Below are 15,625 nucleotides of genomic sequence, written 5' to 3'. Positions count from 1 at the left end.
GAACGCCCGATTTCAATCCGGCAGCAACGCTGCCGAGGCAAAAGGACAACAGCTAATGGCCAGCAATGACGACGCGCCGACCGGCGCGGCCAATGGCAACGGCGAGACGGCGCAGCCCTCGCTCAACGTGCTCGCCCAGTATGTGAAGGATCTTTCCTTCGAAAGCCCCGGCGCGCCGAACTCGCTGCGCGGCCGCGACAAGGCCCCCGGCATCGCCATCAACGTCAATGTCAACGCCAACCCGCTTTCCGACAAGCAATTCGACGTCAACTTGACGCTGAACGCCAAGGCGTCCTTCGACCAGGAAGTGCTGTTCAATGTCGAGCTGGTCTATGGCGGCGTGTTCGCCATCAGCGGCTTCCCGCAGGAACACATGCTGCCGATCCTGTTCATCGAATGCCCGCGGCTCCTGTTCCCGTTCGCCAGGCAGATCATCGCCGAGGCGACGCGCAATGGCGGCTTCCCGCCGCTGATGCTCGACCCGATCGATTTCGCGCAGATGTTCCAGCAGAAGCTGGCCGAAGACCAGGCCGCCGCCAAGGTCCAGGTGAGCTGAGGTAGGCTACCGTGGCTTCTGAAAAACCCGGCCTCGCGCCGGGTTTTTGTTTTGAGACGCCAGCGGGACAGCGCCCCTCTCTGTCCTGCCGGACATCTCCCACACATGGGGGGAGATCGGACGTCACGTCGGCTTTCGCCAATCTCCAACGTTGGAAGGGAGGCGCGATCGCCGAAGCTGCCAATCTCCCCCCTCGTGGGGGAGATGTCCGGCAGGACAGAGGGGGGCGCGAAGGAACGCTACCTCTGCCCCATCGCCACCTTCAGCCAGAGCGCCTTTTCACCGAGCGTACCGACCAGGCTGGCATGGGCGGCGTGCTCGGCATCGGTCAGGCGCGGCGGCAGGGCGATCGGCCTGGCGGCGATGGAGATGTCGATGTCGGCGACTTCGCCCGCACCGTTGACCTGTACCGCCACGCTATCGAGGATGAGCGCCGCCTGCTTGCCGCCGATGAGCTCGATATAGACTTCGGCCAGCAATTCCGAATCGAGCAGCGCGCCGTGCTTGGTACGGCGGCCATTGTCGATGCCGTAGCGCCGGCACAGCGCATCCAGCGAATTGGGACCCATCGGATGCCTGCGGCGCGCCAGCGCCAGCGTGTCGACGACACGGCCGGGATCGATAACCGGATGGCCAAGACGGCCGAATTCGAGGTTGAGGAAGCCGATGTCGAACGTCGCATTGTGAGCGACCAGCTTGGCGCCGTCGATGAAGGCGAGAAACTCCTCGGCGATGTCGCTGAAGGTCGGCTTGCCGACAAGGTCGGCGGCGCTGATACCATGCACCGCCTGCGCCTCGGCATGGATCGGGCGGCCCTGCGGATTGATGTAGTGATGGAAGGTGCGGCCGGTCGGGAAGCGGTTGACCAGTTCGACGCCGCCAAGCTCGATGACGCGATCCTCGCGGGAATCGAGACCGGTGGTTTCCGTATCGAAGATGATCTCGCGCATCGAATCAATCCGTCCTGAAGACGCAGAATCATACACCAGAACAAAATGGCAATAGAGAAGCTGGCGTCAGGAGCCGGACTTATCCCCGGTCAGTTCGCCGATGATCGAAGCAACCGCGGCGCGCGCGGCCTCGAAACCCAGGCCGGTATCGATAATGAAATCGGCCTGCCGACGCTTTTCGGCATCGGGAACCTGCTTGGCCAGGATCGCCGCCAGCTTGGTCTTGCTCATGCCGGGACGCGCCAACACGCGGGCGCGCTGGATGTCGGCCGGCGCGGTGACGACCACGACCTTGTCGACCCTGCCCCGGCCGCCGGTCTCGAACAGCAACGGGATATCGAGCACGACAAGCGGCGCGCCGGCGGCGCGGTTCCTGGCCAGGAAGGCATCGGCATCGGCCCGCACCAGCGGGTGGATGATCGCTTCCAGCCGTTTCAAAGCCGCGGCATCGCCGAGCACGTACTCGGCCAGCTTCGCGCGGTCGACAGAACCGGAGACGGTGGTTCCCGGAAAGGCGGCTTCCACCAGCGGCGCGGCCTTGCCGGCGTAGAGACGATGCACCGCTTCGTCGGAATCGTGCACCGGCACGCCCGCCTCGGCGAACATCTTTGCCGTGGTCGACTTGCCCATGCCGATCGATCCGGTAAGGCCGAGCACGATCATTTGACACCAAGATCGGCAACGATCATCCGCCTGAGTTCGGCGGTCACTTCGGGCCGCACGCCAAACCAGCGCTCGAAGCCGGGCACGGCCTGGTGCAGCAGCATGCCGAGCCCGTCGACAGTCTTCAGGCCGCGCGCCCTGGCCGCGGCAAGAAGCGGCGTTTCCAGCGGCACATAGACGAGGTCGGTGACCAGCGCATGGGCCGGCAGACCAGCCGGGTCGGCGGACAGGCCCTCATTGCCATGCATGCCAAGTGCCGTGGTGTTGACCAGCAGACCGGCATCGGTAAGCAGCTCGCTGGTTGCTGCCACGCCATGCGCGGAAACACCGGCACCGAAGCGATGGCTGAGCTCTTCAGCCCTCGCCAGCGTCCGGTTGACAATGCGGATGTCGCTCACGCCACGCTCGATCAGCGCATGGATGACCGCGCGCGACGCGCCGCCCGCGCCGAGCACCACGGCCGGGCCGTTGCCGGCCCAGCCCGGCGCGTGCTCGTCGAGATTGGCGGCAAAGCCGTGGCCGTCGGTGTTGCCTCCCCACAGGGTGCCATCCTCGAACCACAGCGTGTTGACGGCGCGGATCGCTTCGGCCGCATCGTCGCGGCGCGAGACAAGCGCGAACGCCGCCTCCTTGTGCGGAATGGTGACGTTGCCGCCCCGGTAGCCATTCGCCTCGAGCGTCTGCACGAAGTCGGCAAAGTCGGCCGGCGCGACGTCGATCGCCTGGTAGCTGCCGTCGATGCCGTATTTGGCCAGCCAATGGCCATGGATCTTCGGCGACCGCGAATGCGCGATCGGATGGCCGGTGACGAAGGCTTTTTTCGACGCCTCAGCCATCGATGGCTCCAAGTTCGCGCAGCTTCGCCAGCACCGGCAGCAGCGGCAGGCCGACAATCGTGAAATAGTCGCCCTCGATTCTTTCAAAGAGCTGGATGCCTTCGCCCTCGATCTGATAGGCGCCGACGCTGGCCAGCGCCTTGGCGCCGACGCGCGCCAGATGGCGGCCGATGAAGGCAGGATCGAGTTTTCGCATGGTCAGGCTGGCGACACCGACATGGCGCCATAGAATCTCGCCGTCGCGGGCAAGCACCGCGGCGCTGTTGAGCTGATGGGTCTTGCCCGACAGCGCCAGGAGATGGCGGCGCGCGCCTTCCATATCGGCCGGCTTGTGGAACACTTCGTCACCGAGCGACAGCGTCTGGTCGCAGCCGAGCACCAGGGCGCCGGGCCGGCGCTCGCTGACCTCGGTGGCCTTGGCCTCGGCGAGCACGAGAGCAACGTCCTCCGGCGAAATGCCACTGTCCTGCAACGGCGCTTCGAGAGCGCGTTCATCGACTTCAGGCGGAACCTCCTCGATGGCGACGCCGGCATTGACGAGCATCGCCTTGCGGAACGGACTGCCCGAAGCGAGGATGATTTTTTCAGTCATGGTTTTCGCGCCCGATTACCCGTGGTTGAGATGCTTGCAGAGTGGGGCGCTAGCGGCCGCCGCACCCCTTGGCCACCGTAACGGCATGGATCCTAGGGTCTTCGCGACGGAGCTTCGCTCCTGCTCCGCCCTAGGATGACGAAGGCATAACAGTCTACGGCTAATCTCAACCGTCAGAGATTGGCAGGTGTGACGCCGCATAGGAAGTGACGATGCTGGCAAGTCGCAAACCTTCGAGATTGGCTGAGACGATCGTCCCTTCGTCATCCTAGGGCGAAGCAAGGAGCGAAGCGACGCGGCGCAGACCCTAGGATCCATGCCGTGACCTTTCGAGCTACGCGGCGGTGGAGTTAGCAATGCGTCGCACGGCCCCAATTATCTGTTCTTGCCCCGCAGGGCAACGATCGCCGCTGCCGTTTCCTCGATCGAGCGGCGGCTGACATCGATCATCGGCCAGCCATGCCGGGTGCAGATCTGGCGGGCATAGGCAAGCTCCTCGTTGATCGCGGCACGGTCGACATAGTCGGTCGGTTCATAGGAACTTGTGTTGCCGAGGATGCGGTTCTGGCGGACCTGCGAGATGCGCTCGGCGGTGGCGACCAGTCCAACGATCAGAGGTGTCTTGGCGTAGACCAAGCTTTCCGGCACCGGCACGCCAAGCACGATCGGGATGTTGGCGGTCTTGATGCCGCGATTGGCGAGATAGATGCTGGTCGGCGTCTTCGAAGTGCGCGAGATGCCGATCAGCACGACGTCGGCATCATCCATATTGGCCGGCAGCTGGCCGTCATCATGGTCCATGGTGAAGTTGAGCGCGTCGATGCGGCGGAAATAGTCGGCGTCGAGCACATGCTGCGCGCCGACGCGGCGGCCCGCCGGCGTGCCGAGATAGGATTGGAACACCGTCAGCACCGGCTCCAGCACCGAGACACAGGGCAGGCCCATGGTGGCGCAGCGCTCATCGATGCCGCGGGCGAGCTTCTGGTCGACGACGGTATAAAGGACGATGCCAGGCTCCTCCTCAATATCCTCGAAGACCTTCGTCACCTGCTTTTCGGTGCGGATGAGCGGATAGATATGCTCGATGGCGCGCGCATCCTTGTATTGCGCCGACGCCGCGCGGCCAGCGGCGAGCAGCGTTTCGCCAGTGGCATCGGAAATCAGATGAAGGTGAAAGAAGCTCTGGGGTTTGTTCACAGGGGGTCATTCCAAGCTGTGGGCCGATGTGGATAAGGCTGGACGGAAAGATCGCCCGGTTGGGTGGGACTGTATCAGATGCCGGTTTGTCCACAATTCGATGCGCTGTCGGCTTCGCCGGACCGCTGGGGACAAATCCGTGGACGGTTGCTTTTGCCTTCGTATCATCCACAGGGCCGTTTTCCTCGGGCCGGAGATAACGCATTGAATCCAGTTGGAGATTCCCGGCCTTCCACAAAGTCATACAATCCTGTCGGCGGAGCGCGCGACAATATGCTGGCTGGCCTTTGCCGGGGTAAAGCGGGACAGGTTGCAACCACCACAACCAACAGACTCTTAGAATCAGAAGAATCTTAGAAATAGAATATTTGATTATAGAGAAGCCTGGAGAGGCAGAGGATTTGGCTCTTTGACCTGGCCTAAAAGGGATCATGAACGATCGTTGCAGACCGGCCTTCAACCGCCGATCACTAACGTTCGCGATTGGCTGCAGGCCACCCAGCCTTCGTCATCCCAGGGCGGAGCGAACGCGAAGCGGAGCGCAGACCCTGGGATCCATGCCGTGACATTGGTCGAGGAATGCAGCGGTTCGGAATGGCGACTGTATCCGCCTGCTGATGCGAAGAAGCACTCGATTCTGATTCGCTTTCGTGTATCGCAGAGGTCACGGCAAGGATCCCAGGGTCTCCGCAACGTCGCTTCGTTCCTGCTACGCCCTGGGATGACGAAGCTCACTACACCGGAGAGGCGAGTGCTGAATGCCTGAGAACCGCATCATGCTGGACGTGCTGAAGGGCAAGACGACATCGCCGCCGCCGCTCTGGATGATGCGTCAGGCCGGCCGCTATCTGCCGGAATACCGGGAGACCCGTAAACGCGCCGGCTCGTTCCTTGATCTTTGCTACAATCCGGATCTTGCCGTCGAGGTCACGCTGCAGCCGATCGAGCGCTTTGGCTTCGACGCTTCGATCCTGTTTTCCGATATCCTTGTCGTGCCGCATGCGCTGGGCCGCGACGTGCGCTTCGAGGAAGGCCGTGGGCCTTTGCTGACGCCGATCTCGGCGGCCGAGATTTCGGCTCTCGATGGCGAAACGTTTCACGTGAATCTCGAACCGGTCTACGAGGCGGTTCGCCGGTTGCGGGCGAAATTGCCCAGCGAGACGACGCTGATCGGCTTTTGCGGCGCACCGTGGACGGTGGCGACCTACATGATTGCCGGCCATGGCACGCCCGACCAGGCGCCGGCGCGGCTGTTCGCCTATCGTGAGCCTGCGGCTTTCTTGCGCCTGCTGAAAGTGCTGGCCGATCATTCCGCCGCCTATCTGATCCGCCAGATCGAGGCCGGCGCTGATGTGGTGCAGATTTTTGACTCATGGTCCGGCGTGCTCGACGAGGCGTCTTTCGAACTGTTCTGTGTGCAGCCAGTGGCGGAGATCGTCAGGCAGGTTCGAGCCGTCCATCCCGATGTTCCGATCATCGGCTTTCCCAAGGGCGCCGGCGATCACTATCGGAGCTATCGCCGGAAGACCGGCGTGACCGGCCTTGGCCTCGACTGGACCGTGCCGCTGACGGCGGCGCAAGAGTTGCAGCGGGATGGCGCTGTCCAGGGCAATCTCGACCCATTGCGGCTGGTAGCCGGCGGCAAGGCGCTTGCCGAGGGCATAGAGGCGATCCTGAAGGCGTTGGGCAATGGGCCGCTGATCTTCAATCTCGGCCATGGCATCACGCCGGAGACGCCGCTGGCGCATGTCGAGCAGATGGTGAGACTGGTGAGGAACGCATCATGACGATGATGGGAAAAGGCAGCCAGGGCGCCAATAGCGGCGGAGCGGCGATGCGCCGTGCGGCAATCGCGATTGCCGTTTTCCTCGTTCTGGCCGGGCTGCTGTTCCTGTTCGGGCCGGAGGATTTCTATCCCTGGGCAAAGGCGATCCATGTGATTGCCGTCATCTCGTGGATGGCCGGCATGCTCTATCTGCCGCGGCTGCTGGTCTATCATGCCGACGTGGAGAAGGGCTCGGTGCAGTCGGAAACCTTCAAGGTGATGGAGCGCCGCCTGCTGCGCGGCATCATCAATCCGGCGATGGTCGTCAGCTGGGCGTTCGGCCTCTGGCTGGCCTGGAAAGGCTTCGGTTTTCAGGGCGGCTGGCTGCATGCTAAGATCGCCGCGGTGCTTGGCCTCTCGGCCGTTCACGGCTATCTGGCGGGCGCAGTGCGAAAATTCGCCGAGGATCGCAACGAAAAGCCCGCGCGGCACTGGCGGATCGTCAATGAGATCCCCACATTGCTGATGATCGTCATTGTCGTGCTGGTTATCGTGAAGCCGTTCTGACGCATCTTGGTGCTGCTGGGTAACCAGCAAAAGGCGGCTTGCTCTTTCACCCGACCGACGATAAAAGACGGGTCTTCCTTCCCGTCATGCGCCGCCCCTTCATCGCTTTCGGCCGCGCCCGGCATTTGTCGCATCCCGCCGATATTTTTTCCCAAATCCGATTCAGAGTCCGTCTATGCAAGAAATGAAACTCACCGAGTTCAAGAACAAGAAACCACCAGAGCTGATCGCCTATGCCGAATCGCTCGAGGTCGAGAACGCCAGCGTCATGCGCAAGCAGGAGCTGATGTTCGCCATCCTGAAGAAACTGGCCGCCCAGGAGATAGAGATCATCGGCGACGGCGTCGTCGAGGTGCTGCAGGACGGTTTCGGCTTCCTGCGCTCGGCCAATGCCAATTATCTGCCGGGTCCCGACGATATCTATATCTCGCCCTCGCAGATCCGCCGCTTTTCGCTGAAGACCGGCGATACCGTCGAAGGGCCGATCCGCAGCCCGAAGGAAGGCGAACGCTATTTCGCCCTGCTCAAGGTCAACACCATCAATTTCGACGATCCCGAGAAGATCCGCCACAAGATCCATTTCGATAATCTGACGCCGCTCTATCCGACCAAACGGCTGAAGATGGAGATCGACAATCCGACCAGCAAGGACATCTCGGCGCGCGTCATCGACCTGGTGGCGCCGATCGGCAAGGGCCAGCGGGCTCTGATCAACGCGCAGCCGCGTACAGGCAAGACCGTGCTGATGCAGAACATCGCCCACTCGATCACCGCCAACCATCCGGAGTGCTACCTGATCGTGCTTTTGATCGACGAGCGGCCGGAGGAAGTGACCGACATGCAGCGCTCGGTGAAGGGCGAGGTGATCTCCTCGACCTTCGACGAGCCGGCGGTGCGCCACGTCCAGGTCGCCGAAATGGTGATCGAGAAGGCCAAGCGCCTGGTTGAGCATGGCCGCGACGTCGTCATCCTACTCGATTCGATCACGCGGCTGGGCCGCGCCTACAACACCGTGGTGCCGTCATCCGGCAAGGTGCTGACCGGCGGTGTCGACGCCAATGCGCTGCAGCGGCCGAAGCGCTTCTTCGGCGCCGCCCGCAACATCGAGGAAGGCGGCTCGCTGACCATCATCGCCACCGCGCTGATCGATACCGGCAGCCGCATGGACGAAGTCATCTTCGAAGAGTTCAAGGGCACCGGCAACTGCGAAATCCAGCTTGACCGCAAGGTGGCCGACAAGCGCATCTATCCGGCCATGGACATCCTGAAGTCCGGCACCCGCAAGGAAGACCTTCTGGTCTCCAAGCAGGACCTGCAGAAGGTCTTCGTGCTGCGCCGCATCCTGGCACCGATGGGAACGACCGACGCGATCGAGTTCCTGATCGACAAGCTGAAGCAGACCAAGACAAATGCCGATTTCTTCGATTCGATGAACACGTAGGCGGTGACTGATCACGAGAGCAACTGGTGGCAGCCAGCAGTTGCTTTCATCTTCACCAATTCCTCGGCAGCGAACGTCGATAGTTGCTTTCAGGGCTAATCGCCAACATTGGAGATTAGCCGAAACATCCCTCCCTTCGTCATCCCAGGGCGGAGCAAGGAGCGCAGCGACGCGGCGCAGACCCCAGGATCCATGCCGTTACCTTGCGGCAGTTCTCCGGCGGACCAGAACCGAACGCTACCATCCCGTCCCGCGAAAAAGCTCGAACCACTCCGGATTGATCTTCTCGATCAGGTCGATTTTCCATTGGCGCGGCCAACGCTTCAGGGATTTCTCGCGTTGAATAGCGTCGGTGATGTCGAAGTATTCCTCGCACCAGACCAGACGCTGCACACCGTAGCGGCTGGCGAAGCACGAACCTTGGCCGGATTTGTGCTCCGGCATGCGGCGGCCGAGATCATTGGTAACGCCAATGTAGATCGTGCCGCGCTTCTGGCTCGCGGTCATGTAGACGTAGCCGGTCATGGTTTCAGGGTAGCGAGCGTCGATGCGCACAAGCGCCATTCTGATCCGCCGCATTCTACGACCAATGTCACGGCATGGATCCTAGGGTCTGCGCTGCGTCGCTTTGCTCCTTGCTCCGCCCTAGGATGACGAAGGCATGGTAAACTGCGGCTTCGCGGACGTTTGAGATTGGCGAGTCCACCGGCGGCGGTCAATCAACCAGAGGGACGACGCAAGAGGCGCTCCAGCTCTTCGGCTTCCGTCACCACTGGCAAGCACACCTGCCCGGTGCACAGCCACGCGCCGGGCTTATTGGTTGGCGGCAGGATACCACCGGGCAATGTCGGCCGATTCACTTCCGTTCCGACCCTCACCACAATATCGACCCGGCGCGGGTCTGGATTTCGATTCGCAACCGGAACAAGCCTTGGGTTTTCCGGACTATCCACGATCACCAGCTTCAGCGGTTCGAGCGCCAGTGCGCAGGCATTGACGATGCCGGCCTGGCCATAGGTCTGGTGGGCGGCGCGGCCGGCAGCGTGTTCGGCGACCTTCCAGGTCCGTTCCTGGAGATCGAGATCGCCGGTGATGGAAGACAACCGAACCAAAGCCTCGATGATCTGGCCGGTGGCCGAGGAAACGGCTTCGTCGACATCGCCCCTGATGCGGATCGGCACATCGGTGCTGTCCGACGCGGTCAGATAGTAGCCGGTCTTGTCACCATCCTGGTGCCAGTGGTCGAGCTGTTTGCTGAATTCGCCTGCCCGCTCGACGTATTTCGACTTGCCGGTGGCCTCGGACAGTGCAATCGCGGCGTTGGTCATGGCGGCATAGTCGCTGGACAGGGCGGGAAACAGTTTCTTGGCGCCAAGCATAGAATGCGGCAACCGGCCATCCTGGCCGGCATCGGCGATGTGGGCAAACGCAATTTCAGCCGCTTCGATCCAGTCGGCCCGGCCAAGAGATCGCCCCGCTTCGGCAAGCGCGGCGATCATCAGGCCGTTCCAGTCGGTCAGGGCCTTGCCGTCGCGACCAGGCCTGACGCGGTTTTCTCTCGCTGTCAGCAATCTTTCCTTTAAGGGAACGAGCCGGTCATGATCGGCGACGCTTTGCAGCTGCTGGGCAGCCGTCTGATGAAGGATCGGCTTGCCTTCCCAGCCATGCGGCCTGGAAAGCGTGAAGTATTTTAAAAACAAGGCTGATTCGTCGCCAAGGACGGCTTCGATCTCATCCCGGCCCCAGGTGTAGAAAAGCCCCTCCTCGCCGTCGCTGTCGGCATCGAGGCTTGCAGCGAAGGCGCCGCCTTCGACGCGCATCTCGCGCAACAGCCAGTCTATCGTCTCTTCGATTCGTATCCGGAACAAATCATTGCCTGATGCCGCATAGGCCCAGTTGCACAGGCGGATGGACTGGGCGTTGTCGTAGAGCATCTTTTCGAAATGCGGCACCAGCCACTCAGCATCGGTCGAGTAACGGCTCAGGCCGCCGCCGACATGGTCATAGATGCCGCCGGCCAGCATCTTTTCGAGGCTGAGCAGCACGGCGTCGCGATGGGGTGTGGCGCCGTCGCGCAGCCAGGACAGCCAGAGGGTGTGCATGAAGGATGCATTGGGGAATTTGGGCGCGCCGCGCAGGCCGCCCAATTCCCTGTCGATCATACCGTCAATGCCATTGGCGAGTGTCGCCAGCGTGTCGCGGTCGAGCACGGCCTTGGCATGGGCGCCGGCCAGCCGCGCCTCGACATGATTGGTCAAGCCGTCGGCGCTCTGGTTGAGGCTTGGCCGCTTGTCGCGCCAGGCCTTGTCGACCGCTTCCATCACCTGGATGAAGCCTGGGCGGCCGTAGCGCGCCTCGCGCGGGAAATAGGTGCCGCCCCAGAACGGCTTGCCGTCCGGGGTCAGGAACATGGTCAGCGGCCAGCCGCCCTGCTCGCCCATCGAAGACAGCGCGGCCATGTAGATCTGGTCGATGTCCGGCCGCTCCTCGCGGTCGACCTTGATATTGACGAAGAGACGGTTCATGACGGCGGCGACGTCGTCGTTCTCGAAGCTCTCATGCGCCATGACGTGGCACCAGTGGCAGGCGGCATAGCCGACGGAGAGCAGGATCGGCCGCTCCAGGGCCTTGGCTTCGGCAAGTGCCGCGGGCGACCAGGCCCGCCAATGCACCGGATTGCCGCTATGCTGCTGCAGATAGGGGCTGGCTTCTTCGGCAAGCAGGTTTTGCGCGGGCAATGTCACGGGCAACTCGGCGGAAAAGGGATTGAACAGGCATAGCTAGGGCGCTTCATGAGAGCGGGCAAATGATTTCAGGCGATTCCATTGTTGCTCTTTCCAGCGGCCGCCTGCCCGCCGGCATCGCCGTGATCCGCATTTCGGGCGCGCAGACTCGATTCGTAGTCGAAACGATTGCCGGTACTATGGTTAAGGACCGCATCGCGACGCTGCGCAAGCTCCGCGCACCAGATGGAACCTTGCTCGATACCGGGTTGATTGTCTTCTTCCCCGCTCCCCACAGCTTTACCGGCGAGGATGTCGCCGAGTTCCATGTTCATGGCGGCCGCGCCGTCGCCGCTAAAATGCTGGAGACGATCACGGGGCTTGACGGCGTCAGGCATGCCGAGCCCGGCGAATTCACCCGGCGCGCGTTTCTCAATGGCAAGGTCGACCTGGTCGAGACCGAGGCGCTGGCCGATCTCGTTAACGCCGAGACCGAGGCACAGCGGCGCTTTGCGGTGCGGAATGCCGAGGGCGCGCAGAGCGAGCTCTATCTTGGCTGGCGCCGGCGGCTCATCCACGCCCGGGCGATGATCGAGGCCGAGATCGACTTTGCCGATGAGGATGATGTACCCGGTTCGGTGGCCGAGGCGGTGTGTTCGGATGTCGGGGCAATGATTGACGAGATCGGCCATCATGTCGAAGGGTTCCGGGCCGCCGAGATCATTCGCGATGGGTTCGAAGTCGTTATCCTCGGCGCGCCGAATGCCGGAAAATCCAGCCTGTTCAACGCACTGGCCCGGCGCGAGGCGGCGATCGTCACCGATGAGCCCGGCACGACCCGCGATCTGCTTGAAGTGGTGCTGGATCTCCAGGGGATGCGGGTAAGGGTGACCGACACGGCTGGTCTGCGCGAGGCGCCGGGCAAGGTTGAGGCGATCGGCATAGAGAAGGCGCGCGCAAAGGCGCATGGCGCCGACCTTCTGCTGGTGCTGGAGGACATGGCCAATCCGGTCTCAGTCGGCGCGATACCAACCAATGCCCCAGTGTTAAAGATTGGAACAAAAGCCGATCTGATCCTGCCGCTGTCGCCGGCCGCAGCTTACGATGCGGCTATTTCGGTCCTGAATGGCAGCGGTGTGTCGGAATTGCTGGAAGAGATCGGGCGCCGCGCCGCGGCGGAAATCGGGCAGGCTGGCGATATCCTGCCGTCGCGGCTGCGGCATGTCGAACTTCTCAACGAGACGAAACGCTTTCTGCTTGCGGCCCTGACCGAGGATGGGCGCGGGCAGGAGCTGCGTGCGGAGGATTTGCGCCTGGCGGCGGACCGGCTCGGGCGAATCGTCGGATCGGTGGACGTCGAGGATCTACTGGATGTCATTTTTTCGCAGTTCTGCATCGGGAAGTGACTCACGTGAAACAGTGCGACAGCAGGCCCCGAGGTGATTCACGTGAAACATGCGGTCTCGTCATCCTAGGGCGAAGTGACGCGAAGCGGAGCGCAGACCCTAGGATCCATGCCGTCACCTCCGAGAGAGACAGCGGTCCAGAATGGCCTGTACCGCACCCTCGCCCGATTGGATTGATCGAAGGAGAAGCACTCGATCCGGACAGGCCATCGCCTGCCATCGATGTCACGGCATGGATTCTAGGGCCTGTGCTGCGTCGCTTCGCTCCTTGCTTCGCCCTAGGATGACGAAGTTCAGGAGTTGCCGCGTCGTTTGCATTGTTTCACGTGAAACGACTCTGCTCTGCGTCCTTGACAGCAGCTCCTCTCGGGCACATGTGTCGACCACTCTGAAACTGGAACACTGGAATGACCGATCACTATGATGTGGTTGTGGTGGGCGGCGGCCACGCGGGTTGCGAGGCGGCCAGTGCGGCCGCGCGCGTCGGTGCGCGGACTGCCCTGGTGACGCTGCGCTTCGACACGATCGGCGTCATGTCCTGCAATCCGGCGATCGGCGGCCTTGGCAAGGGGCATCTGGTGCGCGAGATCGATGCCATGGACGGGCTGATGGGGCGCGTCGCCGATGCGGCCGGCATCCAGTTCCGCTTGCTCAACCGCCGCAAGGGGCCGGCGGTGCGCGGGCCGCGGACGCAAGCCGACAGGAAGCTCTATCGCCTTGCCATGCAAGCAGCGATTCGGCAGCAGAACGATCTGGACGTGGTCGAGGGCGAGGTTCTGGATTTCAAGATTGACGATGGGCAGATCATCGCCGTTCTTCTCGCAGATGGCAGGCGCCTTGCCTGCGGCGCCGTGGTGCTGACCACCGGAACCTTCCTGCGCGGCCTTATCCATATCGGCGAGAAGAAGATCGTCGCCGGCCGCATGAACGAACAGGCCAGTCTTGGTCTGTCGGCGACGATGAGCCGTGCGGGCTTTAGGCTTGGACGGTTGAAGACTGGCACGCCGCCCCGGCTTGACGGCCGCACCATCGACTGGGCCTCGTTGGAGAGCCAGGCGGCGGATGAAGATCCCGTGCCGTTCTCTCTGATGACTGACGCTATCCAGAACCCGCAGATCCATTGTGGCATCACGCGTACGACGGCGGCCACGCATGAGCTGATCCGCGCCAATCTCGGCCGCTCCGCCATGTATTCCGGCTCGATCGAAGGTGTGGGGCCGCGCTACTGCCCGTCCATCGAGGACAAGATCGTCAAGTTCGGTGACCGCGAGGGTCATCAGATCTTCCTCGAACCCGAGGGGCTGGACGACGATACCGTTTACCCCAACGGCATTTCGACCTCCCTGCCGCAGGATGTGCAGCTCGACATATTGAAGACCATCCCCGGCCTGGAACGGGCGACCATGCTGCAGCCCGGCTACGCCATCGAATACGACCATGTCGATCCGCGCGAATTGTTTCCGACCCTGGAAACGAAGCGGATCGGCGGTCTTTTCCTGGCCGGGCAGATCAATGGCACAACGGGTTATGAAGAGGCTGGCGCCCAAGGCTTGCTGGCCGGCCTGAATGCCGCCCGCAAGGCGTCGGCAACAGAGAAAATCGTGCTCAGCCGTACCGAGGCCTATATCGGGGTGATGATCGACGATCTGACCAGCCGCGGCATCAGCGAACCCTACCGCATGTTCACCTCACGGGCCGAGTTCCGGCTGTCGCTCAGGGCCGACAATGCCGATGAGCGGCTGACACCGCTGGCGACGAAGCTCGGGATCGCTTCGCGGGAACGTACGCAGCGGTTCAACAGGGTTCAGCGGGATCTGGACAAGGCGCGGGTGCTCGCGCAGGGCATCACCATGACGCCCAACGAGGCGGCGCGCCATGGGTTGGAGATCAACAAGGATGGCGTGCGCCGCTCGGCCTATGAATTGCTGGCCTACCCCGGTGTCGATATCGCCTGGCTGGCACGAATCGCGCCGGAGTTCAGCGCCATCGACGCCAAGACGGCGGAGCGCCTTGAAACGGAAGCGAAATATTCCGTTTACCTTGACCGCCAGCAAGCCGACGTCACGCAGATCAGGCATGAGGAGAGCCGGCTGATCCCGGCTTCGCTCGATTTCAACGCAGTCCCGGGCCTGTCCAACGAGCTGAAGCAGAAGATGCTGACGCGCCAGCCGCGCTCGATTGCCGATGCGCAGCGCATGGAGGGCATGACACCGGCGGCGCTGGCTATTATTGTCGCGCATGTCCGCAACGCTGAGGCGGCCCTACAAAAGAATGCGCAAAGGGATGTTGCGTGAGCGCTGCGTCCTGGGCGAGCCTGCAAGAGGCAGCCGGCCCGGTTTCACGTGAAACATTCGATCGTCTGGTCGAGTTCGAACAGGTTTTCCAGAAGTGGAACCGCAGCATAAATCTTGCCGCGCCGTCGACGCTGGATGATGTCTGGGGCCGTCACATCCTCGACAGCGCGCAACTGGCACGAATCGAACCTGCGGCCAGGCGTTGGGTCGATCTCGGTTCCGGCGGCGGCTTTCCGGGCCTGGTCATGGCCTTTCTGCTTGCCGAACGCGACGGCGCCAGCATCGATCTCGTTGAAAGCAATCGGAAAAAAGCGTCGTTCCTGCAAGCGGTCGTCGGCCAGTTCAAGCTGCCGGCGCGGGTCGTCGCGCGGCGCATCGACCATAGCTATCTGATTGTTTCTGCTCCAGAAATCGTTACCGCCCGAGCGCTTGCGTCGCTGCCGGACCTGCTCAACCTGTCGGCCCCCTGGCTGACCAGGGGGGGTCGCGCGCTGTTCCACAAAGGCCGGGATTACCGCGCCGAAGTGGCAGAAAGCACTCAACGATGGTCCTTCGATCTGGTAGAACATGCCAGCGTGACCGACGCCCAAGGCGTCATCCTCGAATTGTCTGGCTTGCGACCCCGCTGACTTGTT

14 protein-coding genes are annotated in these 15,625 nt (G+C 62.6%); 7 read left to right on the top strand and 7 right to left on the bottom strand.

Annotated elements, in window-relative coordinates:
- Positions 1-55 precede the first annotated feature (55 nt).
- Positions 56-556, top strand: coding sequence for a protein-export chaperone SecB (gene secB / locus OHD62_RS00340; RefSeq protein ID WP_263780212.1), 501 nt, complete (start codon positions 56-58; stop codon positions 554-556).
- Between the two features lie 239 nt (positions 557-795).
- Here secB and dnaQ read toward each other — a convergent pair whose 3' ends face one another.
- From dnaQ to OHD62_RS00315, 5 genes are all read right to left on the bottom strand, one after another.
- The gene (gene dnaQ / locus OHD62_RS00335; protein WP_263780211.1) at positions 796-1,506 is read right to left on the bottom strand and encodes a DNA polymerase III subunit epsilon; all 711 of its coding nucleotides are present in this window, start codon (positions 1,504-1,506) and stop codon (positions 796-798) included.
- Between the two features lie 66 nt (positions 1,507-1,572).
- Entirely contained in the window at positions 1,573-2,169 is a 597-nt protein-coding gene (gene coaE, locus OHD62_RS00330) for a dephospho-CoA kinase (protein WP_263780210.1), read from the bottom strand.
- Positions 2,166-3,005: a shikimate dehydrogenase gene (locus OHD62_RS00325; RefSeq protein WP_263780209.1), complete on the bottom strand. Its 840-nt coding sequence runs from the start codon at positions 3,003-3,005 to the stop codon at positions 2,166-2,168. The genes coaE and OHD62_RS00325 overlap by 4 nt, the downstream gene beginning before the upstream one ends.
- On the bottom strand, positions 2,998-3,597 hold the full coding sequence (locus tag OHD62_RS00320; RefSeq protein WP_263780208.1) for a Maf-like protein: 600 nt from the start codon (positions 3,595-3,597) through the stop codon (positions 2,998-3,000). Before OHD62_RS00320 ends, OHD62_RS00325 begins: the two co-directional genes overlap by 8 nt.
- Positions 3,598-3,972: 375 nt before the next feature.
- Entirely contained in the window at positions 3,973-4,794 is an 822-nt protein-coding gene (locus OHD62_RS00315) for a pyruvate, water dikinase regulatory protein (RefSeq protein WP_263780207.1), read from the bottom strand.
- A gap of 758 nt (positions 4,795-5,552) precedes the next feature.
- Here OHD62_RS00315 and hemE point away from each other — a divergent pair.
- The 3 genes from hemE to rho all read left to right on the top strand — a co-directional run bounded on the left by hemE (position 5,553) and on the right by rho (position 8,567).
- Positions 5,553-6,581: a uroporphyrinogen decarboxylase gene (gene hemE / locus OHD62_RS00310; protein WP_263780206.1), complete on the top strand. Its 1,029-nt coding sequence runs from the start codon at positions 5,553-5,555 to the stop codon at positions 6,579-6,581.
- A 2-nt stretch (positions 6,582-6,583) separates the two neighbouring features.
- Positions 6,584-7,126, top strand: a complete 543-nt coding sequence (gene hemJ, locus OHD62_RS00305; RefSeq protein ID WP_412177349.1) for a protoporphyrinogen oxidase HemJ — start codon at positions 6,584-6,586, stop codon at positions 7,124-7,126.
- Between the two features lie 175 nt (positions 7,127-7,301).
- Positions 7,302-8,567 (top strand): transcription termination factor Rho, encoded by a 1,266-nt coding sequence (rho, locus tag OHD62_RS00300; RefSeq protein WP_006326593.1) that lies wholly within the window; start codon positions 7,302-7,304, stop codon positions 8,565-8,567.
- A 237-nt stretch (positions 8,568-8,804) separates the two neighbouring features.
- Here rho and OHD62_RS00295 read toward each other — a convergent pair whose 3' ends face one another.
- Positions 8,805-9,092, bottom strand: a complete 288-nt coding sequence (locus OHD62_RS00295) for a GIY-YIG nuclease family protein (protein WP_263782245.1) — start codon at positions 9,090-9,092, stop codon at positions 8,805-8,807.
- Positions 9,093-9,286: 194 nt separating this feature from the next.
- Positions 9,287-11,311 carry a thioredoxin domain-containing protein gene (locus OHD62_RS00290; protein ID WP_263780204.1) on the bottom strand — a complete coding sequence of 675 codons (2,025 nt, stop codon included), beginning with the start codon at positions 11,309-11,311 and terminating at the stop codon, positions 9,287-9,289.
- A gap of 62 nt (positions 11,312-11,373) precedes the next feature.
- Between OHD62_RS00290 and mnmE the strand changes: the two genes are divergently transcribed.
- The 3 genes from mnmE to rsmG all read left to right on the top strand — a co-directional run bounded on the left by mnmE (position 11,374) and on the right by rsmG (position 15,619).
- Positions 11,374-12,696, top strand: a complete 1,323-nt coding sequence (gene mnmE / locus OHD62_RS00285) for a tRNA uridine-5-carboxymethylaminomethyl(34) synthesis GTPase MnmE (RefSeq protein WP_263780203.1) — start codon at positions 11,374-11,376, stop codon at positions 12,694-12,696.
- 407 nt (positions 12,697-13,103) lie between these two features.
- Positions 13,104-14,990, top strand: coding sequence for a tRNA uridine-5-carboxymethylaminomethyl(34) synthesis enzyme MnmG (mnmG, locus tag OHD62_RS00280; protein WP_263780202.1), 1,887 nt, complete (start codon positions 13,104-13,106; stop codon positions 14,988-14,990).
- On the top strand, positions 14,987-15,619 hold the full coding sequence (gene rsmG, locus OHD62_RS00275; RefSeq protein ID WP_263780201.1) for a 16S rRNA (guanine(527)-N(7))-methyltransferase RsmG: 633 nt from the start codon (positions 14,987-14,989) through the stop codon (positions 15,617-15,619). The genes mnmG and rsmG overlap by 4 nt, the downstream gene beginning before the upstream one ends.
- The last annotated feature ends 6 nt before the right edge of the window (positions 15,620-15,625 follow it).

The organism is Mesorhizobium sp. YC-39, from assembly GCF_025753795.1.
Lineage (GTDB): Bacteria > Pseudomonadota > Alphaproteobacteria > Rhizobiales > Rhizobiaceae > Mesorhizobium.
This window is presented reverse-complemented; position numbering and strand designations above follow the sequence as displayed.

Coding starts and splice junctions, on each gene's coding strand:
- coaE (WP_263780210.1), bottom strand. CDS start 2,169: ATGATCGTGCTCGGCCTTACCGGATCGATCGGCATGGGCAAGTCGACC.
- dnaQ (WP_263780211.1), bottom strand. CDS start 1,506: ATGCGCGAGATCATCTTCGATACGGAAACCACCGGTCTCGATTCCCGC.
- mnmG (WP_263780202.1), top strand. CDS start 13,104: ATGACCGATCACTATGATGTGGTTGTGGTGGGCGGCGGCCACGCGGGT.
- secB (WP_263780212.1), top strand. CDS start 56: ATGGCCAGCAATGACGACGCGCCGACCGGCGCGGCCAATGGCAACGGC.
- mnmE (WP_263780203.1), top strand. CDS start 11,374: ATGATTTCAGGCGATTCCATTGTTGCTCTTTCCAGCGGCCGCCTGCCC.
- hemE (WP_263780206.1), top strand. CDS start 5,553: ATGCCTGAGAACCGCATCATGCTGGACGTGCTGAAGGGCAAGACGACA.
- OHD62_RS00295 (WP_263782245.1), bottom strand. CDS start 9,092: ATGACCGGCTACGTCTACATGACCGCGAGCCAGAAGCGCGGCACGATC.
- hemJ (WP_412177349.1), top strand. CDS start 6,584: ATGATGGGAAAAGGCAGCCAGGGCGCCAATAGCGGCGGAGCGGCGATG.
- OHD62_RS00320 (WP_263780208.1), bottom strand. CDS start 3,597: ATGACTGAAAAAATCATCCTCGCTTCGGGCAGTCCGTTCCGCAAGGCG.
- OHD62_RS00325 (WP_263780209.1), bottom strand. CDS start 3,005: ATGGCTGAGGCGTCGAAAAAAGCCTTCGTCACCGGCCATCCGATCGCG.
- rho (WP_006326593.1), top strand. CDS start 7,302: ATGCAAGAAATGAAACTCACCGAGTTCAAGAACAAGAAACCACCAGAG.